This window comes from Cryobacterium sp. TMT2-42-4 (assembly GCF_004402645.1).
GTDB lineage: Bacteria > Actinomycetota > Actinomycetes > Actinomycetales > Microbacteriaceae > Cryobacterium > Cryobacterium sandaracinum.
In genome coordinates, this window is the sequence record NZ_SOFT01000027.1 from 147397 (window position 1) to 171919 (window position 24523).

Annotated in this window: 16 protein-coding genes; 1 reads left to right on the top strand and 15 read right to left on the bottom strand. The window is 63.3% G+C overall.

Features of this window, described 5'->3' with window-relative positions; all coding sequences use genetic code 11:
• Positions 1–14: 14 nt before the first annotated feature.
• From E3O18_RS10010 to E3O18_RS10060, 11 genes are all read right to left on the bottom strand, one after another.
• Entirely contained in the window at positions 15–683 is a 669-nt protein-coding gene (locus E3O18_RS10010) for a hypothetical protein (RefSeq protein WP_134418004.1), read from the bottom strand.
• Positions 680–1726, bottom strand: a complete 1047-nt coding sequence (gene pilM / locus E3O18_RS10015) for a type IV pilus assembly protein PilM (protein ID WP_134418006.1) — start codon at positions 1724–1726, stop codon at positions 680–682. The genes E3O18_RS10010 and pilM overlap by 4 nt, the downstream gene beginning before the upstream one ends.
• A 22-nt stretch (positions 1727–1748) precedes the next feature.
• Positions 1749–2600, bottom strand: coding sequence for an A24 family peptidase (locus tag E3O18_RS10020; RefSeq protein ID WP_134418007.1), 852 nt, complete (start codon positions 2598–2600; stop codon positions 1749–1751).
• Positions 2593–4230, bottom strand: coding sequence for a hypothetical protein (locus E3O18_RS10025; RefSeq protein ID WP_134418008.1), 1638 nt, complete (start codon positions 4228–4230; stop codon positions 2593–2595). Before E3O18_RS10025 ends, E3O18_RS10020 begins: the two co-directional genes overlap by 8 nt.
• Before the next feature lie 29 nt (positions 4231–4259).
• Positions 4260–4781, bottom strand: coding sequence for a hypothetical protein (locus E3O18_RS10030; RefSeq protein WP_134418009.1), 522 nt, complete (start codon positions 4779–4781; stop codon positions 4260–4262).
• Positions 4782–4834: 53 nt separating this feature from the next.
• A complete protein-coding gene (locus E3O18_RS10035) occupies positions 4835–5266 on the bottom strand; it encodes a type II secretion system GspH family protein (protein WP_134418010.1) in 432 nt (143 codons plus the stop codon).
• 105 nt (positions 5267–5371) lie between these two features.
• Positions 5372–5830, bottom strand: a complete 459-nt coding sequence (locus E3O18_RS16800) for a prepilin-type N-terminal cleavage/methylation domain-containing protein (protein ID WP_134418012.1) — start codon at positions 5828–5830, stop codon at positions 5372–5374.
• A 133-nt stretch (positions 5831–5963) separates the two neighbouring features.
• The gene (locus E3O18_RS10045) at positions 5964–7193 is read right to left on the bottom strand and encodes a type II secretion system F family protein (RefSeq protein ID WP_134418013.1); all 1230 of its coding nucleotides are present in this window, start codon (positions 7191–7193) and stop codon (positions 5964–5966) included.
• On the bottom strand, positions 7194–8594 hold the full coding sequence (locus E3O18_RS10050) for a type IV pilus twitching motility protein PilT (RefSeq protein ID WP_134418014.1): 1401 nt from the start codon (positions 8592–8594) through the stop codon (positions 7194–7196). It abuts the gene before it with no gap.
• A gap of 19 nt (positions 8595–8613) precedes the next feature.
• Positions 8614–10284 carry an ATPase, T2SS/T4P/T4SS family gene (locus E3O18_RS10055; protein ID WP_104100986.1) on the bottom strand — a complete coding sequence of 557 codons (1671 nt, stop codon included), beginning with the start codon at positions 10282–10284 and terminating at the stop codon, positions 8614–8616.
• Positions 10285–10713: 429 nt separating this feature from the next.
• Positions 10714–11328, bottom strand: a complete 615-nt coding sequence (locus E3O18_RS10060; RefSeq protein WP_134418015.1) for a hypothetical protein — start codon at positions 11326–11328, stop codon at positions 10714–10716.
• A 173-nt stretch (positions 11329–11501) separates the two neighbouring features.
• Here E3O18_RS10060 and E3O18_RS10065 point away from each other — a divergent pair, with 173 nt between their 5' ends.
• Positions 11502–13022 carry a DUF222 domain-containing protein gene (locus E3O18_RS10065; RefSeq protein ID WP_134418016.1) on the top strand — a complete coding sequence of 507 codons (1521 nt, stop codon included), beginning with the start codon at positions 11502–11504 and terminating at the stop codon, positions 13020–13022.
• Between the two features lie 36 nt (positions 13023–13058).
• On the opposite strand, the gene E3O18_RS10070 is transcribed toward E3O18_RS10065, so the two are convergent.
• The 4 genes from E3O18_RS10070 to rpoB form a co-directional block, all read right to left on the bottom strand.
• Positions 13059–15953, bottom strand: coding sequence for an EAL domain-containing protein (locus E3O18_RS10070; protein WP_134395147.1), 2895 nt, complete (start codon positions 15951–15953; stop codon positions 13059–13061).
• 84 nt (positions 15954–16037) lie between these two features.
• Positions 16038–16694, bottom strand: coding sequence for a hypothetical protein (locus E3O18_RS10075; RefSeq protein ID WP_134397959.1), 657 nt, complete (start codon positions 16692–16694; stop codon positions 16038–16040).
• Between the two features lie 171 nt (positions 16695–16865).
• Complete coding sequence (locus E3O18_RS10080) at positions 16866–20777, bottom strand: DNA-directed RNA polymerase subunit beta' (protein WP_134395149.1); 3912 nt, start codon at positions 20775–20777, stop codon at positions 16866–16868.
• Between the two features lie 45 nt (positions 20778–20822).
• Entirely contained in the window at positions 20823–24317 is a 3495-nt protein-coding gene (rpoB, locus tag E3O18_RS10085; protein WP_104100993.1) for a DNA-directed RNA polymerase subunit beta, read from the bottom strand.
• Positions 24318–24523 lie beyond the last annotated feature (206 nt).

Sequence of the window (24523 nt, forward strand, 5' to 3'; positions counted from 1 at the left end):
GTTCCGATCCACAGTTACTTCTCCTCAGCGTCGGCGAAGCGCTGTGAGTACGCGTCCTCGTTGATGTGCAGGACCAGATTCACTTGGTAGGTACCCAAATCGGTCTGTGTGATCGTGCCCGGAGTTCCATCTGCATAGCCGGGCAGATCCTTCAACCCTGTGAGCCACGCAGGAGCTTCGGGCAGATTTGTGCTGGTGAGATCGAGTGTGAGTGTCGCCACTCGGGCACCCTGCAGCGGCACAGTCGCCTGGTCATACAGCGCCAACGGCGATGCCGAGTTCACCGTTACGGCGTCGATGGCCACGTCTGCGGGCAAAATGGCCCGCACGTTCTCGAGGTACTTCTTCCAGTCGATCTCGGTGGATGCGCCCAGCTGGCGTGCTGAGATCGCCAGGTCGACCTCGTTCTGAACGTTGCGCGCCTCGACGTACTTCGACTGCTCCGCCAGCAGTTCGATTGTGCGGTCCTGGGCGCTGACCAGGCTGTCCTGGCTTTGCATCACCAGCCATGAAGAGCCGGCCGCGCCCGCCAAAGCTAGAAGGGCCACGAGAACGAAAGAGGCACCGAGGTTTCGCCGCATAGCTTTGCCTCGACGTCCTGCGGCCACTTCGGGAGGAAGAAGGTCCACGCGCGGCTCTGCTCCCAGCACCAAATCGTCGGTGACCGAAGCGCGGCGGCTCATGCCTGGCTACCCAACGCGAGGCCCAGTGCCACAGAAAAGGCACCGCGCGTCTCTTGTAGCGCTTTCGCATCAACACCCTTGCCCAGGGCAACCGCCGCGCTCGGGTCAGCCGACAAGACCGGCATCCGTGTCATTTCACCCAGTGCTTTGGCAAAGCCACTCAACTGGGCACCACCACCGGTCAGCACGATCCGGGTCACTGGCAGGTTCTGTCTCGTGTTGACGAAGTAATTAACGGTATTGCGAAGGCTCGTGAGCAACTCTGTTGTCACCTCAGAAATGATTGTGGCCGCCATCTGGTTTTCAGACGCCGACGTGGAGCGCACGCCCTGCGCTCGTTTCAATGCTTCTGCCTCCTCCACCGTGATTCCCAGGCGAAGGACGAGCGCCTGAGTCAGGTCACCACCACCTGCCGGGATGAGACGTACGAACTGTGGCACGCCCGCCCGGGTCACGACAACCGTCGTCGTAGCGACGCCCACGTCGATCTGCACCACAGCGTCTTCAGTTTTGGCCCCGCGGTAGATGACTCGGCTCAAGGCGAACGGGATGAGGTCCACTTCAACCGGATTCAACCCGGCCAGCTGCACCGCCCTCACGTTGCTTTGAACCGCTTCCTTGATTGCGGCGATCAGCAATCCGTTGATTTCCGAACCGTTCTCACCCTCAGCCTCCGAGATCGGGTAAAAGTCGAGAAGGGCGTCGGCCACCGGCACGGAAAGCATGTCCTGAACCTGGAAGGGCAGTGATTCACGGATGCGTTTGATCGACATTTTCGGGACTGTCAGGTCGCGGGCGAGCACTCGATGGTTGCCCATTCCGAGCACGACGTTCTTGCTTTTGAAGCCACCGGACGACCACAGGCCCTTGATCGCCGCCGCCACAGTATTGGGCTCGACGACCTCGCCCCGGTTGACTGCCCCCTCCGGCAGCCCGACCTCGTGGTAGCGCACCAGAGTAGGGCTGTCTCTGCCCGCGTCGCTCACCTCGACGGCCCTCAGACCGGCCGTGCCGATGTCGATTCCTACGACGTTTGCCGTCATTGCGTCTCCTTCGAGGACCGTGTCATGATGCCAAACCAATGAGTGAGAGATAGCCGTTGGCTATCTGTTCACCATAGAAGATCCCGAGCCAGGCTCCCGCCAACATCCAGGGGCCGAATGGGATGCCGCTCTTGCGGTTCGCCTTGCGAGCAATCACGAGAACAAGGGCAAAAAAACCGCCCAATAGGAATGCGGCGAAACCACCGACCGCGAGTTCTCCCCAGCCGAGCCATCCCAGATACAAGCCGAGCACCCCGGCGAGTTTCACGTCGCCGAGTCCCATGCCGGCCGGGTAAGCCAGAGCGAGCAGCAGGTAGACGCCGAAGAGCGCCGCTCCCCCGACTAGTGCGCCGAGAATTCGACCTGGCTCACCAGTCATCATCGCCGCCGCGCCCAGCAGAACGGTCGCGACAGGGTAGGCCGGCAGCACGATACGGTTCGGAAGAGTATGGGTGTCGAGGTCGATCATCGCGAGCGAAATGCTCACGCCCGCCAGATACAGGAACGCCACAAGCGTGACAAGTGCCGCGGCCATCGCTAGCCCGGTGGTCGAGCCGAACCCGGTAATCGAGATTGTCGAGACCCCCGACAGCACCCATGCGGCCACGCCAGCGAAGAAGACCGCCGTTCCGAGCTCAACAAGCGGATAGCGCGCTGAAATGTGCACCTTGCAATCACGGCATCGCCCACGCAGAGCCAGCCACGAGAAAACGGGAACGTTATCCCAAGGACGAATACGTGCCCCACACCCGCCGCAGGCGCTCTCGGGTGAAACGATCGATCGGCCAGCGGGAACGCGGAAAATGACAACGTTCAAGAACGAGCCGATCAGGGAACCAAGAAGTCCCGTCCCGGCCACCAAGAGGCTAACCACCCGTTACCAGGTCACGCAGGCTCGTACGCACGCCCAAGTGCGCGGGCACCGGTGGCGTGTACGGTATTCCTGAGAGAGACACGCCCGGAACGCCAACGGGAACAAAGGTGAGCTTCGCCTGTTGCCCGAACTCCACCTCACCTCCGTAGATCTGCCCCCGCCAACCGTCGCGGTTGCTGTAGAACTTGCAGGGCGTATAGGCCATGACGGAAACCAACCCGTCAATATCCGTCTCATTACTCATCGTGATGTTGCCAGCCGGAGCGACGCAGGTCGGCACGCCGTCCGCGGAATTTGGGTCCGGGACGTAGAACCATAGACGGCGCGCAGTCGTGTCACTGGATAAAACGTTGAGCTTGCCAAAATTGAACTGATGGGCCGCGAATGCGACGTTTGTCTTAAGCGTGAGCGTCTTGACGTTCGAGTCGGTGGAGAGGCCAGCCGCACCGCACTTAGCCAGCGTATTGACCACGGTCGGCACGGTGAGATTCGACAGAGCCGTCCAGGACGGATCGACGCCGCTGATGACGCACGGACCGTTCCACACGAGCTCCTGGAATCCCTGCGCTGCCCAGGTCGTCGAGGAGAACGGCGTCGGATACGGAATCTCACTCCAGTTGGGCACAAGGGGCACGGGGGGCGAAACAAGTCCGGTTACGTTCTGCGTTTTTGCACCAACAATGTTGCCGTCGTTGGCGATTGTGCCACTGGACTGCACGTACCCGTTGACGGTGGAATTATTCGCAACCGTCGCGACACTCGCGGGAGTCCCTGCAACGGTGACATTACCGTTGACCGTGGAACCAGGGCTGCTCGTGACGCTCACGTTTCCGTTGGAAAGCAGGCTCCCGTTCACTTTCGCACCGTTCGCGATAGCGACGACAAATCCCGTTACCGGTCCAGCTGCCTGACCGGCAGCGATTACGTCGCCTTGAACGAGGCTCGCACCGCCATTCAACGTGACGTAATTGGAAACGTGAACAGTGCCGGAGACGGTGCAGTTGTCGAGTGCCGCATAACCGTTGCCCAGAATCAGATTTCCCGAGATCTTGGCTCCGTTCGTGCAGATTGCATTCCCGTTCTTGATCTGAACGTCAGCCGCAACGGTATTGACCGCGGAGTCGAGGGTGAAATTCTTGAGCACACCGGAGATGGTGTGGGCGTAGACCGCGGAGCCGATCGTGGGAATTGTGATCTGGGCGGGAATGTAGGTGTAGACCGCTTCGAGCACGCTGTCGTCACCCGAAGATGCACCCGAGACCCCATTCGCCTGCGCGAATCCGGTTGAGATGATCTTCACCTTTGTGGAAGCGCTGGTAGGGCAGCCGGTGACCCAGCCAGATCCCGGGTCGATCTGGACCTTAGTGGAATACTTCGGAACAGTTCCCGTTACGGAGTCGTACAGACCGCTGCGTGAACTGCAGCTTTCTGGGCCTGTCGCAACCTGAAGGCTGACCATCGTAACGTCGATGCCGGCCTCGGCGGCGGCGCGGGATTGGACTGACGCGCGCGCGGAGCTCGTGGCACTTATTCCGTTCAGCGTCGCCGCCGTTACCGTGAGAGCGATGATCGCTGTAACAGCCATGACGCCAATGACAGCCAATAAAGTGCTGCCCTGCTCATCGGGCAATGACAGTCGAGACCTGAAGGACAAACGTCTCATAAGCATGTCGGCACACTCTCCACAGCAACGGGCACAGGTTGACGACTTAATGCAGAAGTCTTGATGAGAACGGAGTTGCCTCCGTCGTCTCGCACTTGCATTGCGAGGTCGAGCTGTCGGCCCGTGAGGGTGAAGATATTCGTTCCGGAGCTCGGCTGAATTCCAGTTGCCAGAAGTGTCCAGGTGGCGACATCTGCAGGGGCCGGCGTAGGAATCGTCGCTCCTGAAGTCGTGTAGCGCACTTCGCCGTTTCCGAAGTACCAGGCCTGACAGCGCCAGACTGGGTTGGCACTAGCGCCAACGGTTCGTGCCTTCAGGAGTTGTATGCCTGCGGCGGGGACGATGAGTTGCATGGAACTTGCGTTTCGGATTCCCTGAGCGACGGATTTGGAGACCAATTGGCCGCTAGTGCTGGCCTGAGAGGATTTCCGAACAGTGCCCTGCGCGGTCAGCGAGGTAATCAGCAGGCTGCCAACGATAAACAGCACTGCGACGGACAGCAAGGAGTAGATCAGCAATTCGATGAGACTAATACCGCTCTCGCCACCCCTCGGTCGGTAGCGATCGGCCCTCATGGGGTTGCTTTCTCGACGTAAACGAGAGTGGTTGCATCGGCGATCACCTTGGCGTCGCCTGCCCTAGTCACCCAAGCCTTTACGCTGACCACTCCGGGATATGCCCCGGGACAAGTACCGACCAAACGGTACGGCTGGAAGACTGTGCCTCCGGGCAAACCCGAGGTAGCAACGGGTGCGTCATCGAACGCGCTGACTGCGGCGCAGTTCGGAGCAACAGCACGAATCGCGTCAAGTTGCTGACTCACTAATTGACTCGCGGAAGCAATGGTCGAACTCAGAACCGTGGTCTTCATTGCCGTGATCAGGAGAGGCAGGAATGCAATTGTCAGCAGCGAGAGAAGAAACATTGAAATAACGATCTCGATCAGACCGAAGCCACGCTCACCCTCGGCGTGTGCGGTCTGCGAGGCCGGAGATGTCATCACGGTTGGGGTCCGGTCTGCCAGTTGGTTCTGAGGAAAAGGATGAAAATTCTGAAGGGGCGCCGCGTCGAGCGGCGCCCCCCTTTGCTCTCATTTAGCGGGTGATGCTTACGGGCAGGTCGAGCCCTTCGCAACGCCGGCGCGGTCGGAAATGTTGAACATTTGGGAACCGGCTGTCGTGCTCTTCGCGATGATACAGAACGGAGTGGCTGCGCTCGTGGGCGCCGTGCCGACCCAGATGAAGGAGGTGGTGTCACCAAGAGTGTTGTCGCTCTTCTTGAAGCCGTACTTCTGGAGGCCCGTTGCAGTTGCATTGTCGAAGGTCGGTGCGGCCGTGGCACCGTCAGTGAAGTAGGAGACGATGGCGATCTTCGCGGTGGCGAGGTCTGACTTCACGCCGCCGTCCTTGGCCGACTCCTGCTGGCCGAGGAAGATCGGGATGGCGATCGCGGCCAGGATGCCGATGATGATGACGACGACGAGAAGCTCGATGAGCGTGAAGCCCTTTTCCTTCTGGCCAAGTTCTGAACGCTTGTGGGCAAGCGCTTCCGAGATGCTGCGGATCATGTGGAAGTCCTTTTCTGAATGGGTGCTGGGAAAGGCGATTGCGTTTGCCTGATTTGAGCTTATGGGCCACGCAACCTTGTACCATCCCACGTTTAGGGGTAAGGGGGTAAAATCGTGCCCCCAGTGCGGGGGGCTACTTGATGTATTCGAAGATGCTAAACATGGGCATGTATAGGGCGACGATCATCCCGCCGATCACGACACCGATGAACGCAATCATCAGGGGTTCGATCAGCGCAGTGAGTTGCTCGGCGGTCGCTTGGACTTCCTGGTCATAGAAGTCGGCGATCTTGCCCAGCATCTGTTCCAGGGCGCCGGCGTCCTCGCCGACCGCGATCATCTGGGTCACCATGGCTGGAAAGACCGGCTCCAGGCTGAGCGGTCCCGCGATTGACTTACCTTGACGCACCGATTCCTGCACCTTATGCAGGGCAGACTCGACGACCCAATTTCCGGAGGTTTCACCCACGATGCTCAGCGACTGGAGGATGGGCACACCGGCCCCAATCATCGTTGAGAAGTTGCGACTGAAACGCGCAATTGCGAGCTTCGTCAAGAGTTGACCGAAGACGGGGAGTTTGAGTTTGACCGGGTCGACGGCTTTGCGCACGCGCTCGGTGTTCTTGTTCTTCTTCCACCAAATACTGAACGCAATTGCCACGAGGATGAGAACAGGTAGCAGCCATACCATTGCTTTCGAAAGCACGACCAATACCATCGTGGGCGCGGGGAGCTGCCCGCCGAAACCAGCGAACATCTTCTCGAAGACCGGAACGATGAAGGTAAGCATGCCGATCACAGCGACGACAGCCATGATGAGCACAATGGTCGGATAGGCCAGGGCTGACTTGATGGTGTCGCGCAGCTTCACCTCGGATTCGAAGTTCCCAGCCACTGAATTGAGCGATTTTTCGAGGAATCCACCCGTCTCACCTGCCCGGACCAGGTTGATCATGATGGGCGGAAAGACGATGGAGTGCTTCTCCATGGCCTCAGACAGGGAAACGCCAGTCTCCACATCGGTACGGATTTTCCCCAAGATCTTGGCGAGTTCCTTGTTTTCGGTCTGCTCGGAGAGAATATTCAGGGTTCGTAGGAGCGAGAGGCCAGCCGAGGTCATCGTCGCCATTTGGCGGCTCATGATCGCCAAATCTTTAAGGCCGATACTCTTACTGAACCCGGGAATCCGGATCTCCGTACTGAGTCCGGTTCCGTCCGCGGCCTCGCTGACCGAGATCGGTGACAGCCCCATGGTGCTCAGGCGTGCCATCGCGGCACTCTCAGAGGCTGCGTCCAGTCGCCCCTTTACAGCTTTACCAGCGGCGTTGCGCGCCTTGTAGTCATAAGCCTGAGTTATTGCCATTTAGTGTCCTCTGGATGAGTACGAGTCGCCGAAGTCGATTCCGCTAGCCGACATTCCCCGGCCAGTGGTTTCGGTGGGGTCCACGCGACGGATCAACTGGTTGAGCCCCTCGAGGTCCTGCGCCTTCTCCTCTGCAGATGCGCGGGTGATGAGACCCGCATCAACGAGCTCGGCGAGATGCTGGTCCATGGTGTGCATGCCGAGCGCACGCCCTGCCTGCATCGCGGAGGCGACCTGATAGGTCTTTCCCTCGCGGATCAGGTTAGCGACCGCGGATGTTGTGACCAGAACCTCGGTGGCGACGACTCGACCGCCACCGACCTTCTTGACCAGGGTCTGACAGACCACACCCTGCAGGGTGGCGGCCAGTTGTGCGCGAACCTGACCCTGCTGATGCGGCGGGAACACGTCGATCACGCGGTCGATGGTCTGGGCCGCCGACTGCGTGTGCAGGGTGGCGAAGACGAGGTGGCCGGTCTCGGCCGCGGTCAGGGCCACCGAAATGGTCTCCAGGTCGCGCAGCTCGCCGATCAGAATCACGTCGGGGTCCTGGCGCAGCACATGCTTGAGCGCGGAGGCGAAGCTCTTCGTGTCGTGGCCCACCTCGCGCTGGTTGACCAGGGACTTCTGGTGCTTGTGCAGAAACTCGATCGGGTCTTCGACCGTGACGATGTGGTCGGCACGGGTGCGGTTGACCAGGTCAATCAGTGCCGCCAGGGTGGTGGACTTGCCCGAACCGGTGGGCCCGGTCACCAGAACCAAGCCGCGGGGAAGCTTGGCGAACTGACCGACGGTCTCGGGGATGCCGAGGTCTTTCAGGGGCTTGATCTCGCGCGGGATCAGACGGAACGCCCCGCCGATCGAGTTGCGCTGGTAGTAGTAGTTCACGCGAAAGCGCGCGCCGCCGGCCGTGTAGGCGAAGTCGAGTTCGAGCTCCTCCTCGAACTGCGTGCGCTGCTTCGCCGAGAGGATGCTGTAGAGCGCAGAGGTGACCTTGTCACCCATCCATTTGCTCGCGCCCTCAATCGGCCGCAGGCCGCCATCGACACGGATGCTCGGCGGCGCTCCGACGGTGATGTGCAGGTCGGAGGCGTTCAGGTCGAGAACCTCGGCCAGAGCGTTCAGCAGGTCAAGGTCGGAGACCTCGTTGTCGCCGGTGCGGTTGGCACGGGCGCGGCGCCCGGTCGTCTCGACCGCGCTGGTGTCCACCGGGAGGACCGTTGTCGGCGGCTGCGCGGCATCCGTCACATCGACGAAATCGAACTCCGCCGAGTCAGGAGCGGCAGGCGCGGCATCGTGCTCCGTCAGTTCGGCACCACGACGCTCGGGATCGCCGAGGCTCCAGCTGCCCCCGGCAGCCCCAGGAGGCGTGACCGGAATTTCATAGATGGGCTGGCTCATGCAGATATCCCCTTTTGCACTATGCGACCACTCGCAAGATTTCTTCGATCGATGTCAAACCCATTTGGGCCTTGGCCCAGCCATCCTCGCGGAGGGTGATCATGCCCTGTTCGCGCGCCACCCGGCCGATTTCGGCGCTCGATGCTCGGGCCACGGCGAGCCGCTCGATCTCCTCGGTCACGGTCATCACCTCGTGCACGGCGATGCGCCCGCGGTAACCGGTCTTCGAACACTGCGTGCAGCCGACCGCCTCGAAGATCGTGGGCAGCGGGCGCTCCGGGTCGAACGCGAAGCGGAGGCGCGTCAGGTAGTCGACGGTCAGCACGGATGGCGTCTTGCACTTGTCGCAGAGGCGCCGCGCCAGGCGCTGGGCGACCACGCAGTCCAGGGCGGAACCCACCAGGAAGGGCTCGATACCCATTTCCGTCAGGCGGGTGATGGCGCTCGGCGCGTCGTTGGTGTGCAGGGTGGAGAGCACGAGGTGGCCCGTCAGCGAAGCCTCAATGGCGATCTGCGCGGTCTCGTGGTCGCGGATCTCACCCAGCAGAACGACATCCGGGTCGCTTCGCAGGATGGAACGCAGCGCACTCGCGAAGGTGAGGCCCGCCTTCGGGTTCACCTGCACCTGGTTGATGCCCGCCATGCGGTACTCCACCGGGTCTTCGACCGTGATCACGTTGATCTCGGGACGAGCGACCGCACCCAGGGTCGTATAGAGCGTGGTCGACTTGCCCGAACCGGTCGGACCGGTGATCAGGATCATGCCGTAGGGCTTGGAGTAGGAGGTCTTGTAGGCCTCGAAGTTGTGCTCGAGCAGGGCCAGCGCGCGCACGTCGAGAGTCGTGTTCGAGTTGTCGAGAATTCGCATGACGACCTTCTCGCCCCACACGGTGGGGAGAGTCGCAACGCGCAGGTCGATCTGACGGCCGGCATGGCGCACGGTCATGCGGCCGTCCTGCGGTTTGCGCCGCTCGGCGATGTCGATATCGCTCATGATTTTGAGCCTGGAGATAACACCGTTCTGGATGCTCTTGGGTGCGGTCTGCATCTCGTGCAGCACCCCGTCGATGCGGTAGCGCACCCGCAGGCTGTGCTCGCCGGGTTCGATGTGGATGTCCGAGGCCAAGTCCTGGATGGCCTGGCTGACCAACAGGTTCACGAACCGCACGATTGGGGCATCGTCGTCGATGGAGTCCGAGACTCCGAAAGAGGAGCTCTCGGTGGCGGCGTTCTCTTCCTCGAGTGTGGAGGTGAGGTCGCTGAGCTCGTCGTCGGCGCGGTGGTAGCGGGTGATAGCGGCGAGCAGGTCGCTGCGCTCGGCGACAACCTGGGTGACGCGCATCCGTGATGCTTCGCGCACGTCGTCGACGGCGAAGACGTTGCCAGGGTCGACCATGGCGAGGATGAGGCGGCCGTTGTCGACGGCGATCGGGAGCACTTCGTGGCGTTTGCAGACGGCCACCGGAACGAGAGCCACGGCGAGGCGATCGACCGGGTAGTCGATTAGCTCGACGAAGGGCAGGTTGGCCTGCTGGGCCCGAGCCTTGGCGAATTGAACCTCGGTGATGACGCCCTTGGCGACGAGGGCGCGGACGGCGCTCTCATCGGCGGGGTCGCCGGCCATGAGGTGGTCGAGCTCCTCGATCGGCAGCAGACCGTGCAGGATCAAGATTTCGGTGAGGCTGGCCACGCGATCCTCTCGAACAGGCTCGGTAAGTAAGTAACGGACAACGCTATCTCGGGGGCAGGGAATCCGGCCAGACCCACAATGAGGGGACACGGTTCGAAAAAATACCTCTGTTCAGTGATCCTAACGGGGCGGGGCTTCGACCCGACATCGACACGGTATCGACCGGTGTCGACACGGCATCGACACGGTTGCTGCCCGCGGAGCGGCAGGCGGAATGCGGCCGCTGCTGGGCGATGCCCGGGGCGGTCTCGGCCTGCTCGAAACGGTCTAGACACCCATCCAAAGGTTGTCGATGATGCTCTGTGTGTAGTCCAGCGGGCGGGCATTCGTGTACTTCGTGGCGAGCCAGATGCCGCCCCTCAGAAAGTGGGACTCACCGAAAGCGCCGTCTGCCGTGTTCGTCTGGATGACGCAGCGGCGGCCCTCCGACTAGGTGAAGCACTCCAGTCCGTTTGCGACGAGCCGGGCCTCCACCGCGGCGCTCTCTTCCCGGATCACCCAGACCACGGTGGTGATGATCCCGGTGTCGGATCCCCCGTACGGGCTCGCCCAGACGCAGGTCAGGTGGTCGAGAGCGTCGATCTGGACGCGCAGTTCGGCATCGTCGGTGCCGTGGGACACGCCGGCATCCGGGTCCTGGTTCCAGAAGGGGTACAGGGTCAGGTCGCCGAGCGCCTCGACCATGGCCGGGCTGTAGAGCTGCGTGCACGCGGTCGAACGTGGAACGCCCGGCGCCGCGGTCTGCCCGGGTTCGGATTGCGTCGGCTTGAGGGTTGCCGGGGGCGTGGTGGTCGTGGTCGGAGAACCTGTAGCGGTGGGTGCGTTGGTCGGGGCGGGCGTCACGGTGCCGGTTCCGGTGGTCTCGCCTGCGCCCGGGAAACCTTCGCCGTCCCGCCAGACCACTGCCACCACGAGGATCACGAGGAGTGCGGCTCCGAGGACGACCAGCCCGATCCAGGCCCGGCGACCGGCGGGCGGCCGGCCCGACGTCGGGGGCTCAGGCCCGGTGGCGTTCTCGTTCTCGGCCGCATTCTCTGGACTCATCGGCGCATCCTCCGAGGTTGTGCCTTCCACCGTAGCCGGGGTCTCCATTGAGGCAACCGGCGGCCTTGCACGGCTTCGGAGCGGCCGGAGTTGCTCAGAGATAGATTCGATCATTCTCTATAATTATGTGAGTTACTCTCGACACTGGGTGCGAGTTGAGGTATTCTTTTAACATGACCAACCTCGCGGATGACCGCAGGCAGGCGGCCGATGCCGTGGCCCTGCTGGGCTCGTCATGCGCTGACTTCTCGGCCCTTCCTGATGCCGAGGTGTTGGCCGGTCAGAAGCGAATCGCTGCGATCCGCCGTCTCGTCGATACCTATGCCGCCTGGATGGCGGCGACCATCGCCGAACGTTCCCGACCGGAGCTCGGGCTCTCGGGCCTGGCGGCGCAGCAGGGGTACCTCTCCCCGGAGGCCCTGATCCAGAACTCGACCGGCTCGTCGAAGGGCGACGCGTACAAGCTGGTCACGGTCGGCACGATGATGGCCGATGCCGAGGCGGCCGACAGGCTCGTCGAGGCGGCGCTCTCGACGCCCGACGCGGATGCCGCCGAGGTCGCCGAGGTCGAGGCGAAGGTGCCCTGGCAGGCACCGATCGCCCGGGCCGTCACCGCCGGCACCCTCTCCGTCGACGCGGCCGAGTCGATTCGCGCGGGGCTCGGCCAAATAGATACCTCGGTCACCGCCGAGAAGCTCGCGGTGGCGCTGGAAGCGCTCCTGGCGGAGGTGTCGTCGCTGAATGCCGATCAGGTGTTCAAGCAGGCGAGACGGATGCGCGACCGGCTCGATGAGGCCGGCATTGCCGCCCGCGAGAAGCAGTCCTACGACGACCGCTACCTGCGGGTCTACCGGCTGGGCAACGGCAACGTACGACTCAGCGGGCTGTTTGCCCCCGAAGACGGCGAGTTCGTGCTCTCCACCTTCGACTCGATCACGGGCCCCCGCCGCGGCGGGGTGCGGTTCGTGGACGCGGAGCGGGCAGCCTGGGCAAAGAAGATGCAAGACGACCCCCGCACGACCGAACAGATCGCCGCGGACTCCCTCGTGCAGCTGCTCAAGATCGCCGGCGAGGCCGACCCGGGCCGGGTCTTCGGCGGCCGCCGCCCCTCGGTGCGCGTGATCGTGACCGAGAAGGCATTGAAAGGTGGCCAGGCCGGTCAGACCGGTCAGACCGGGCAGCAGGGCCAGACCGGGCCGGCGCCGACGACCGTCCAGACTGAAACGGGCGAATCTGGGCCCGTCGAACCCGCCGAAGGGGCCGCTCACGGGCAGATCGAGGGCAACCCGGTCCCCATCTCGCAGGAGACCATCGACCGACTCCGCTGCGACACCGGAACCCGCGGCATCAAGTTCGACGCGGACGGCCAAATCATCAATGTCGGCCGCGACGAACGGCTCTTCACCGAGCACCAGCGCGCCGCAATGGCAGTCCGCGACGGTGGATGCCTCTGGGTCGACTGCGACAGGCCACCGGCGTGGACTGAGGCCCATCACGTCAACGAGTGGCTCAAAAACAACGGATGTACGGACCTTGCTGACGGGGTACTCCTCTGCCATCCCCACCATCTGCTGCTGCACAACCAGCACTGGACGATCAGCCGCACCGGAACGCAGTATTGGCTCCAGCCACCGGTCGAGGTAGATCCGGAGCAGACGCTGGTGGCACTGCCGAGCAAGCGGGCAGCGCTGTAGCTCTTGGTCTCGACCAGCGTCGCGGGCAGGGGCGCGTCAGGGGGCGAGGAGGAGGGCGGGGGACGCGGTTGGGGCGGGCTTCGAGAAGAGGTAGCCCTGGCCGTAGCGGCACCCCATTTTCTGCAGCAGGTCCCGCTGGCTCGTCGTCTCGATGCCCTCGGCGACGACATCCAGGTTCAGGGAATCGGCCAGCCGCAGGATTCCCTCCACGATCGCGCGATCGTGATCGGAGCTCTCGACGTCGCGAATGAACGTCAGGTCGATCTTGAGCAGGTCAACCGTGAACGCGCGCAGGTGGGTGAAAGATGAATACCCCGTGCCGAAGTCGTCGATGGCCAGCCGCACGCCCAGGTTACGCAGCTCCTGGAAGGTCCGAGCCGCGGAATCGATGGCGTCGAGCACCGCACTCTCAGTCAGCTCCAGCCAGAGCTGTTCCGGCGGCAGACCCGACTCGGCGAGGGCCCGCTTGACGACGTCACCGAAGTCATCCTGCACGAATTGCCGCGCGGACACGTTGACGCTGACCGCCATTCCCTGAGCCAGGCCCGTGGCCGCCCGGCACGCCTGGCCGAGCACCGTCGATCCGATTCCCTTGATCAGACCCACTTCCTCGGCCAGTGCAATGAAGTCTCCCGGCATCACGAGCCCGCGCTCGGGCCGCCGCCAGCGTGCCAAAGCCTCGGTCGCCACCACCTTATGGTCCTGCAGATCCACGATCGGCTGATACCAGGTTTCGATCTGGCCCAGTTCCACCGCGTCACGCAAGGCCAACTCGCTGTCGAGCCGCTGATGGATGCGGTACCGCAGGTCGTCGTCGAAGACCTCGTAGCGGGCGCGCCCACGGTCCTTCGCCAGGTACATGGCCTGATCCGCATTGCGCAGGAGCAGTTCGGCATCGTCGTGCCCGAGGCCAAAAGCAATCCCGATGCTGGCATCGACGGATGCCGACTGGTCGCCGATCGTGATCGGCCGCGCGATGGCCGCCTGGATCGAATCGGCGATCCGGTGCACATCCTCACTGCCACCGACATCCGGGCAGATCACGACAAACTCGTCGCCGCCGATCCGGGACACCGTGTCGCCGGCGCGGATGCTCTGCCGGAGGCGGATGGCAACCTCGTTCAGCACGGTGTCACCGGCGTGGTGCCCAAGACTGTCATTGACGAACTTGAACCGGTCGAGGTCGATGAATAGCACCGCAACGCCGCGCCCCTGGCGCGACGCCTGCAGAAGCGCCTGCTTCAACCGGTCGAGCAGGAGCAGACGGTTGGGCAGGTTCGTCAGCGGGTCGTGGAATGCCAGGTGCTCAACCCGCGCCTCGGCCAGGCGTCGGGCGGTGATGTCCTCCAGCTGGTACAGCAGTCCCCCAGCCTGGTCTCCCTCGAAGATCTCGGCGATGCTGACCTTGACCCAGGTTTCCTGATTGCCTTCGTGGCGCATCCGTCGGTCGATGCGTTGTCGGGTCGACGGACCTTCCAGGCCAGCGCTCTCCGACTCCTCATCGTCACCGTCCTCAGCCGGCATGAAGATCGTCTCGATATGGGCGCGGACGAGCGGGTTCTGGTGACCCGCCAGTTCCAGAAGCCGCCTGTTGGCGGCCACTACCTGTCCGTCGAGCGTCACGATGGCCGTTCCCAACGGCGAGGAAGCGAAGGCAGCCTCGAACCGGGCCGCGGCGGCCGTAGCCGCGTTCTCGGCCTCACGCTGCGCGGTGACATCGGTGACGCTGGCCAGGTGCCCGATGATGCCCTTCTCATCACGCATCGGGGCGGTGTTCACCTGCACCCAGTTGATGTGGCCCTCAGGGGTGCGGAACCGCAGGGTGGTTTCGTAGGGCTCGCCGGCTGCGGCGCTCGCTTCCCAACCGAGGAGCACCCGTTCCGCGTCGTCCGGATGAAGCGCGGTGGCCCAGCCATCGCGGCGCGACTGACTCTTCGTGAGGCCGCTGAGTGCCAGCCACTGGTCGTTGGCGGACACGAGCCCGCCCGCGGCATCCATCTGCACGATTCCAACGGGTGCGATCTTGATGAGGGTGTGCAGCGTGTCGGCCGTCTCCGCGAGCTGGCGGGTTCGGTTCTCGACCGTCGCCTCCAACGTGTGGTTGGCCTCAGCGAGAGCCTGCATCGCGCCATCACGCTGACGATCGAGGTCACGCAGCCGGCGGGCGGCGACCCACGCCAGCACGCAGCTGAGCACTGTCATGCCGAGGATCAGGATGGCGACGCCGAAGGCCGTGTCGTACCAGCCCTGGCGCTGTCCCCACAGCCGCAGCCAACCGAGGATGAACGGTCCCAGAACTAGGAATGGAATGACCTGGCGGAGGAGCCGACCCGCACTGCCACCGTCTCGGAAGAGGCCGATCAGACCGGCATCGGGGCGCTGAACCAACAGGGCCGTGGCGAGGATTCCGACGCCCAGGGCCGTCTGCCAGGCCATACTCGTGTAGCCGCCCAGCGAATACAGCGAGGAGACGCCGTAGGCGTAACCCAGGATCGCGACCAGGCTGACGCCCAGAGCCGCGAATGCGAAGCCGAGCATCACGGCGGATCGAGCGGCCCGGCTGGCGATGACGGACGCACCGAGCAGAACCAGCGCCACCGACGTGGACGGCGCCATCCGCTCCGACCGCCCCCCGAAGTCGATTCCCGGCAGGAGCACATCGATGCCGAGTGATCGGCCGACGACGAACTCCGCGATCGTGAGAGCGCCGATCATCAGTGCCAGCAGACCCAGGGTCACGGTCAACCTGCGACGATCGACGGCCAGCACGGCAACCGCCACCAGCACGAGCCCCAGGGCTGCCGTCGGCTTCATCGCCAGCAAGTCGCGGAGCACGGGCGGCAGGGCGTCGACTCCAACGTACCAACTGACCAGCACCAGGAGACCCATGGCACCGACTAGCGCTCCACCGAGCTGCCCGACCAACCGCATACTGTTCCTCTGCTCCCGAAAAGCAGGTCTGCCGGTCGTTGCTTCTACCCTACTTTGTGCGCGGATTGCGGATCTCCCCGGCGACTACTCGTCGGCCCACACGTTGGCGATGATATCGTGCGTGTAGCCGTCCGGTCCGGTATTGACATATCTGGTGGCCAGCCAGATGTCGTCGCGAAGAAAGTGCGACTCACCGACGAGTTCACCGTCCTTCGTTGTCTCGATGAGGCAACGCATTCCGCCGAGTTCCTCGTAACAGTTCATACCTGCGGCGGTCAGCCGGCTTTGAATCTGAGTCGACTGTTCCGGGGTCACCCACACCAGCTCCGTGGTCAGTCCCAGGCCGGACCCGCCGTTGGCGTTCGCCCACACGCAGGTGAGGCGCTCCCCGGCAGCGTCGATCAGGGCGATCAACTCCGGGTCCCCGGACCCCCGGTTGACGTCCGAGTTCTCCTCAGCGACCCAGGCCGGGTTGAGCACCAGGTCACCGAAAGCGGCCACGATCGCCGGGCTGTAGAGCTCATCACAGGTCGACGGATGCGGCCCATCCGTCGTGGCCGTCGGAGCAGGCACACTGGCGAGGGCCAGGGGTGCAGGGGACGAGTGCGGCTGCGGCCGCCCGACCGCCTCTCCCTCCGGCGCGCCCGCGCCGCCCCGCCAGACAATGAGCAGGACAATGAGGGCGATGACCAGCAGGGAGCCGACGGCGCCGAGGAGCACCCACATCCGTCGACGCGTCATTGCCGAAGCGGACACCGGACCTGCACCCATGCGATACCCCCAGAAAGATTCTGGGCCAGCCTATCGCGGGTCTCGGCAGGGTCGGGTCTCGACAGGCTCGGGCAGCGGGCGTAAAAGCGGAACGGCCCCCTGCCGAGGCAGGAGGCCGTCCGTGGAACCTATCGCTAGTGACTAGTTGTAGGTGCCGGGGGTGAAGTCATCCGACGAAAAGCTGTCGAAGTCGACGAAGCTCAGGTCACCCTCGTTGAACGCTGCATCATCGGTGAAGATGCGGTTCGGGTAACGCTCAGCCTTGGCTTCATCCGTTGCCTCGACGGTGACGTCGCGGTAGCGGGGAAGGCCGGTGCCGGCCGGGATCAACTTACCGATGATCACGTTCTCCTTGAGGCCCATCAGCGGGTCGCTCTTGCCTTCCATGGCCGCCTGGGTCAGAACCCGGGTGGTTTCCTGGAAGGAAGCGGCCGACAGCCAGGACTCGGTCGCCAACGAAGCCTTGGTGATACCCATGACTTCTTGACGAGCCGACGCCGTCTTCTTGCCCTCGGTGAGCGCGGTGCGGTTGAGATCGTTGTACTTCAACCGGTCAACGAGCTCGCCGGGGAGCAGGCCGGTGTCGCCGTGCTCGACGACGGTCACCTTGCGCAGCATCTGGCGAACGATGACCTCGATGTGCTTGTCGTGAATCGGCACACCCTGCGACCGGTAGACATCCTGCACGCCCCCGACGATGTGCTTCTGCACGGCGCGAACACCCTTGACGCGAAGAACTTCCTTCGGGTCGACGGCGCCGATGATGATCTGCGTGCCGAGCTCGACGTGCTGGCCATCCTCGACGAGGAGGGTGGAGCGCTTGAGCACCGGGTAGGCAATCGGCTCATCGCCGTTGTCGGGGGTCAGGATAACCTTCCGGCTGCGGTCGGTGTCCTCGATGGTGATGCGACCGGCGGTGTCGACGATCGGCGACGCACCCTTGGGGGTACGGGCCTCAAACAGTTCCTGCACACGAGGCAGACCCTGGGTGATGTCGTCGGCGGATGCCGATCCACCGGTGTGGAAGGTACGCATCGTGAGCTGGGTACCCGGTTCACCGATGGACTGTGCGGCGATGATACCGACGGCCTCACCGATGTCGACGAGCAGCCCGGTGGCGAGCGAGCGGCCGTAGCAGACCGCACACACCCCAACAGCCGACTCACAGGTCAGCACCGAGCGCACCTTGATGGTCTCGACACCGGCCTCGACCAGCTTGTCGATGAGCACGTCACCCACGTCGTCGCCGGCGTCAGCCACGATCTCACCCTTGGCGTTGACCGCCGGGGTGGCCAGGCTGCGAGCGTAGACCGCGTTTTCCACGTTGGGGTGGCGAACGAGCTCGCCCATCGGGTTGACCTCGGCGATCGGCAGTTCCAGACCCTTGGTCGTGCCACAGTCGTCTTCGCGGATGATGACATCCTGCGAGACGTCCACGAGACGACGCGTGAGGTACCCGGAGTCGGCGGTACGCAGAGCCGTGTCGGCCAGACCCTTACGAGCACCGTGAGTAGCAATGAAGTACTCGGCGACGGACAGGCCTTCGCGGTAGCTCGAGATGATCGGGCGAGGAATGATCTCACCCTTCGGGTTGTTGACCAGGCCTCGCATACCGGCGATGTTGCGCACCTGCAGCCAGTTACCACGGGCACCGGAGGTGACCATGCGGTTGATGGTATTGTCGGCCGGGAAGTTCTCCTGCATGGCCGCGGCGACGTCTTCGGTTGCCTTGGTCCAGATCTGGATGAGCTCCTGGCGACGCTCGAGGTCGGTCGTGAGACCCTTCTCGAACTGCGACTGCACCTTGGCGGCCTGCTTCTCATAGCCGGCAACGATCTGCGGCTTGTTCGGCGGGGTCAGGATGTCGCTGAGCGCCACGGTCACACCGGACCGGGTGGCCCAGTAGAAACCGGCGTCCTTGACGCGGTCAAGCGTCGCGGCGACTTCCACCTTCGGGTACCGTTCGGCGAGGTCGTTGACGATCGCCGAGAGGCTGCCCTTGTCGGCGACCTTTTCGAAGTACGGGTAGTCAACCGGCATGGCCTCGTTGAAGATCGCGCGGCCGAGCGTGGTGGTCACCAGCACGGTTCCGACGGCCTGGCCGTTGACGAGTTCGACGCCTTCGGGCTGCGTGCCCTCTTCGAAGTACTTGTCGGCCAGACGGATGCGCACCTTGGCGTTCAGGTCGAGGCCCTGGTTCGCGTCCTTCTTCTGGTCGAAAGCGAGAATCGCTTCCGCGATCGAGGAGAACGCCCGGCCCTCGCCGATGACGCCTTCCTTGAGCGTGGTCAGGTGGTGCAGACCGATGATCATGTCCTGGGTGGGCAGGGTCACCGGGCGACCGTCAGACGGCTTCAGGATGTTGTTCGAGGCGAGCATCAGGATGCGCGCTTCGGCCTGGGCTTCCATCGACAGCGGCAGGTGAACTGCCATCTGGTCACCGTCGAAGTCGGCGTTGAACGCGGCACAGACGAGAGGGTGCAGCTGGATCGCCTTACCTTCCACGAGCTGAGGCTCGAACGCCTGGATGCCGAGGCGGTGAAGCGTCGGTGCCCGGTTCAGCAGCACGGGGCGCTCGCGGATGATCTCCTCGAGCACGTCCCAGACCTGCGGGCGTGAACGCTCGACCATGCGCTTGGCTGCCTTGATATTCTGAGCGTGACTCAGGTCGATCAGGCGCTTGATCACGAACGGCTTGAACAGCTCGAGTGCCATCTGCTTGGGCAGACCACACTGGTGCAGCTTGAGCTGCGGGCCGACGACGATGACCGAACGGCCGGAGTAGTCGACGCGCTTGCCGAGCAGGTTCTGACGGAAACGACCCTGCTTGCCCTTGAGCATGTCGCTCAGCGACTTGAGAGCGCGGTTGCCGGTACCCGTGACGGGGCGGCCACGACGACCGTTGTCGAAAAGTGCGTCAACGGCCTCCTGCAGCATCCGCTTCTCGTTGTTCACAATGATCTCGGGGGCACCGAGGTCGAGCAGACGACGCAGGCGGTTGTTGCGGTTGATCACGCGACGGTAGAGGTCGTTGAGGTCGGAGGTCGCGAAGCGGCCACCGTCGAGCTGCACCATCGGGCGCAGTTCGGGCGGGATCACGGGGACGACGTCGAGCACCATCGCGGCCGGCGAGTTGCCGGTGATGATGAACGCGTTGACCACGCGGAGGCGCTTGATCGCACGGATCTTCTTCTGGCCCTTGCCCTCGGCGATCTGCAGGTGCAGGTTTTCGCTCTCGGTGACCAGGTCGAAGGCCAGCAGGCGCTTCTTGATGGCTTCGGCGCCCATGTAGGCCTCGAAGTACATGCCGAAACGGTCCTGCAGCTCGTGGAAGACGGAGTCTTCGGGCTTCAGGTCGCCGACCTTGAGGGTGCGGAAGTCTTCCCACACGCGCTCGAGGTGAGCGATCTGCTCGTCGAGAGACTTGCGGACCTGGCTCATCTCCTTTTCGGCGGCGTCCTTGGTGCGCTTCTTCTGGTCGCTCTTGGCGCCTTCGGCCTCCAGTGCTGCGAGGTCGGTTTCCAGGCGCTGCAGACGGTCGGCGATGCGGGAATCGCGCTGGCCCTCGATGGTCTTGATCTCGAGGCGGAGCTCGTTCTCAAGGCCGGGCATGTCCTGGTGGCGGCCGTCTTCGTCAACCGTGATGACCATGTACGCGGCGAAGTAGATGACCTTTTCGAGGTCCTTCGGAGCCATGTCCAGCAGGTAGCCGAGACGCGAGGGAACACCCTTGAAGTACCAGATGTGGGTGACCGGGGCGGCGAGCTCGATGTGGCCCATGCGCTCACGGCGCACCGACGACTTCGTGACCTCGACGCCACAGCGCTCACAGACGATGCCTTTGAAGCGCACTCGCTTGTACTTGCCGCATGAGCATTCCCAGTCCCTGGACGGGCCGAAGATCTGCTCGCCGAACAGGCCGTCTTTTTCCGGCTTGAGCGTGCGGTAGTTGATGGTTTCGGGCTTCTTGACCTCACCGTGAGACCAGCGACGGATGTCGTCGGCGGTCGCAAGGCCAATGCGAAGCTCGTCAAATGTGGTTACGTCGAGCAATTTCTCTCCTTGGAAAGTATTCGAAGTGTTCGTCATCGGCCGGGCCTAGATGTCGTCGATCGAAGACGACTCAAACCGGGTGGAAATGTTGATGCCGAGCTCTTCCGCAGCGCGGAACACCTCGTCATCCGTGTCGCGCAGGCTGACGGCGGTGCCGTCGCTCGACAGCACCTCGACGTTCAGGCACAGCGACTGCATTTCCTTGATCAGAACCTTGAAGCTCTCGGGGATACCCGGCTCCTGAATGTTCTCGCCCTTGACGATGGCCTCGTAGACCTTCACCCGGCCGAGGATGTCATCGCTCTTGATGGTCAGGAGTTCCTGCAGGGCATAAGCGGCTCCGTATGCTTCGAGCGCCCACACCTCCATCTCACCGAAACGCTGTCCGCCGAACTGCGCCTTACCACCCAGCGGCTGCTGCGTGATCATGGAGTAGGGGCCGGTGGAACGGGCGTGGATCTTGTCATCGACAAGGTGGTGGAGCTTCAGGATGTACATGTAGCCCACGGAAACCGGGTTGGGGAACGGCTCGCCGGAGCGGCCGTCGAACAACTGGGTCTTACCGGTGCGGTCGATCAGGCGGTCGCCGTCACGAGTCGGGGTCGTCGAGTCGAGGAGACCCTCGATCTCGACCTCGAGCGCGCCGTCGAATACCGGGGTCGCGACCTTGGTGTTCGGAGCTGCGCTGTGCGCGGCCTCGGGCAGACGGCCGGCCCACTTGGGCTTGCCTTCCACCTGCCAGCCCTGCTTGGCGATCCAGCCCAGGTGGGTTTCCAGGACCTGACCGAAGTTCATGCGGCCCGGGATGCCCAGCGGGTTGAGGATGATGTCGACCGGGGTTCCGTCGGCGAGGAACGGCATGTCCTCGATCGGCAGGATGCGGGAGATGACACCCTTGTTGCCGTGACGGCCGGCGAGCTTGTCACCCTCGGTGATCTTGCGCTTCTGCGCGATGAAGACCGCGACGCGCTGGTTGACGCCCGAGCCGAGCTCGTCGTCGCCGTCCTGCGAGTCGAAGACCTTGACACCGATGATGGTGCCGCGCTCACCGTGGGGAACCTTGAGGCTCGTGTCGCGAACTTCGCGGCTCTTCTCGTTGAAGATGGCGCGCAGCAGGCGTTCCTCGGCGGACAGCTCGGTCTCGCCCTTGGGCGTGACCTTGCCGACGAGGATGTCGCCGGGGCGAACCTCGGCGCCGATCCGGATGATGCCGCGTTCGTCCAGGTCTGCAAGCAGATCAGGCGACACGTTGGGCAGGTCGCGGGTGATCTCTTCCTTGCCCAGCTTGGTGTCGCGAGCGTCAACCTCGTATTCCTCGATGTGAATCGACGAGAGGGTGTCGTCTTTGACCAGGTTCTGGCTCAGGATGATCGCGTCCTCGAAGTTGTAGCCTTCCCACGGCATGAACGCGACGAGCAGGTTCTTGCCGAGAGCGAGCTCTCCGTTTTCGGTGGCGGGGCCGTCGGCGATGACTTCGCCGACTTCGATCCGCTCGCCGGCCTGCACGATGACGCGGTGGTTGTAGCTCGTGCCCTGGTTGGAGCGCGCGAACTTGCGTAGGTAGTACTCCTGCGTGCCCCCCTCGTCGAGCTGGATGGTGACGACGTCGGCCGAAACCTCCATCACCACGCCGGCCTTGTCGGCGGTGAGCACGTCACCGGCGTCGATGGCCGCGAAGACCTCCATGCCGGTACCGACGAGCGGGCTCTCACTCATCAGGAGCGGGACGGCCTGACGCTGCATGTTGGCACCCATGAGGGCGCGGTTCGCATCGTCGTGCTCGAGGAACGGGATGAGCGAGGTGGCGACAGACACCATCTGGCGAGGCGAAACATCCATGTAGCCGATGTCTTCCGCGGGGAAGAGGTCGACCTCTCCACCCTTCTTGCGGGCGAGAACACGGGCGTCGGCGAAGTGCCAGTCCTTGGTGAGGGGGGCGTTCGCCTGGGCGACGATGAACTCGTCTTCTTCGCTGGCGGTGAGGTAGTCGATCTGGTCGTTCATGACCTTGCCATCGACGACGCGACGGTACGGGGTCTCAATGAAACCGAAGGCGTTGATCCGCGCGAACGAGGCGAGCGAACCGATCAGGCCGATGTTCGGGCCTTCCGGGGTTTCGATGGGGCACATCCGGCCGTAGTGCGAGGGGTGAACGTCTCGCACCTCGACGCCGGCACGGTCACGGGACAGACCACCCGGGCCCAGCGCGGACAGGCGACGCTTGTGCGTCAGTCCGGCGAGCGGGTTGTTCTGGTCCATGAACTGCGACAGCTGGCTGGTACCGAAGAACTCCTTGATCGCGGCGACGACGGGGCGCACGTTGATCAGGGTCTGCGGGGTGATCGCTTCGATGTCCTGCGTGGTCATGCGCTCGCGAACGACGCGCTCCATGCGGGACAGGCCGGTGCGCACCTGGTTCTGGATGAGCTCGCCGACGGCACGGATGCGACGGTTGCCGAAGTGGTCGATGTCGTCGATGTCGATGCGGATGTCGGTCTGCTTGCCGTCGCGGACGCCGGCGATCGTGGTCTGGTTGTCGTGCAGCGCAACCAGGTACTTGATCGTGGCCAGGATGTCCTTGAGCGTCAGCACGGAGTCGCTGAGCGGCGCTTCGAGTCCGAGCTTGCGGTTGATCTTGTAACGACCGACCTTGGCCAGGTCGTAGCGCTTGGAGTTGAAGAAGAAGTTGTCCAGGAGCGCACGCGCGGCCTCGGCGGCAACCTGCTCGCCCGGGCGCAGCTTGCGGTAGATGTCCTTGAGGGCTTCTTCCTTGGTGAGGATGTTGTCCTTCTCCAGGGTGAGCTCGATCGACGCGAAGCCCTTGAACTCCTCGAGGATCTCTTCGCTCGTAAGGCCCAGGGCCTTGAGGAAGACGGTGACGGACTGCTTGCGCTTGCGGTCGATGCGTACGCCGACCTGGTCGCGCTTGTCGATCTCGAATTCGAGCCAGGCACCGCGGCTCGGGATGACGCGAGCGGAGTAGATGTCCTTGTCGGACGTCTTCTCCTGCTGGCGGTCGAAATAGACGCCCGGGGAGCGGACCAGCTGTGAGACGACGACACGCTCGGTGCCGTTGATCACGAAGGTGCCCTTGGGGGTCATCAGCGGGAAGTCACCCATGAACACGGTCTGGGTCTTGATCTCACCGGTGAGGTGGTTCATGAACTCAGCGTTCACATAGAGGGGTGCGGAGTAGGTCTTACCCTTTTCCTTGCACTCGTCAATGGTGTACTTCTCCGGCTCGAGCTCCGGGTTGGTGAACGACAGCTGCATCGTTTCGCCGAGGTCCTCGATGGGTGAGATCTCTTCGAAGATCTCGTCGAGCCCGGTGCGAGTCGGCAGGTCCTGTCGACCGGCCGCCTGGCCTTCTGCGACACGCTGTTTCCAGTTGTCGTTACCGACGAGCCAATCGAAGCTCTCGGTCTGCAAAGCAAGCAGATCCGGAACAGTCAGATTGTCGGTGATCTTCGCGAACGAAAGACGGCCAGCGGCACGTCCGTTCTTGGGTGAGTTGGTGGTTGCGTTGCGCGCAGCAGCCAAGGAAATAACCTCCGTGGACCCCGTCAGGTCTAGTCACTGTTAGTAAGGAATACCGAGTACGAACTCCTCAGACCCTCGCGTTCTGAAATTCCGGTGTTCTGAAATCCTGGAACGAGGTATGCGTCAAGGTGGCTTGAGCACGCAAAGCCGACCGCAATATGAAGGCAGAGTTTAGTCTGGGAGCGCAAAGAACAACTATATGCCGG

Coding starts and splice junctions, on each gene's coding strand:
- E3O18_RS10045 (WP_134418013.1), bottom strand. CDS start 7,193: ATGGCAATAACTCAGGCTTATGACTACAAGGCGCGCAACGCCGCTGGT.
- E3O18_RS10065 (WP_134418016.1), top strand. CDS start 11,502: ATGACCAACCTCGCGGATGACCGCAGGCAGGCGGCCGATGCCGTGGCC.
- E3O18_RS10075 (WP_134397959.1), bottom strand. CDS start 16,694: ATGACGCGTCGACGGATGTGGGTGCTCCTCGGCGCCGTCGGCTCCCTG.
- E3O18_RS10070 (WP_134395147.1), bottom strand. CDS start 15,953: ATGCGGTTGGTCGGGCAGCTCGGTGGAGCGCTAGTCGGTGCCATGGGT.
- E3O18_RS10050 (WP_134418014.1), bottom strand. CDS start 8,594: ATGAGCCAGCCCATCTATGAAATTCCGGTCACGCCTCCTGGGGCTGCC.
- E3O18_RS16800 (WP_134418012.1), bottom strand. CDS start 5,830: ATGATCCGCAGCATCTCGGAAGCGCTTGCCCACAAGCGTTCAGAACTT.
- E3O18_RS10010 (WP_134418004.1), bottom strand. CDS start 683: ATGAGCCGCCGCGCTTCGGTCACCGACGATTTGGTGCTGGGAGCAGAG.
- pilM (WP_134418006.1), bottom strand. CDS start 1,726: ATGACGGCAAACGTCGTAGGAATCGACATCGGCACGGCCGGTCTGAGG.
- E3O18_RS10060 (WP_134418015.1), bottom strand. CDS start 11,328: ATGAGTCCAGAGAATGCGGCCGAGAACGAGAACGCCACCGGGCCTGAG.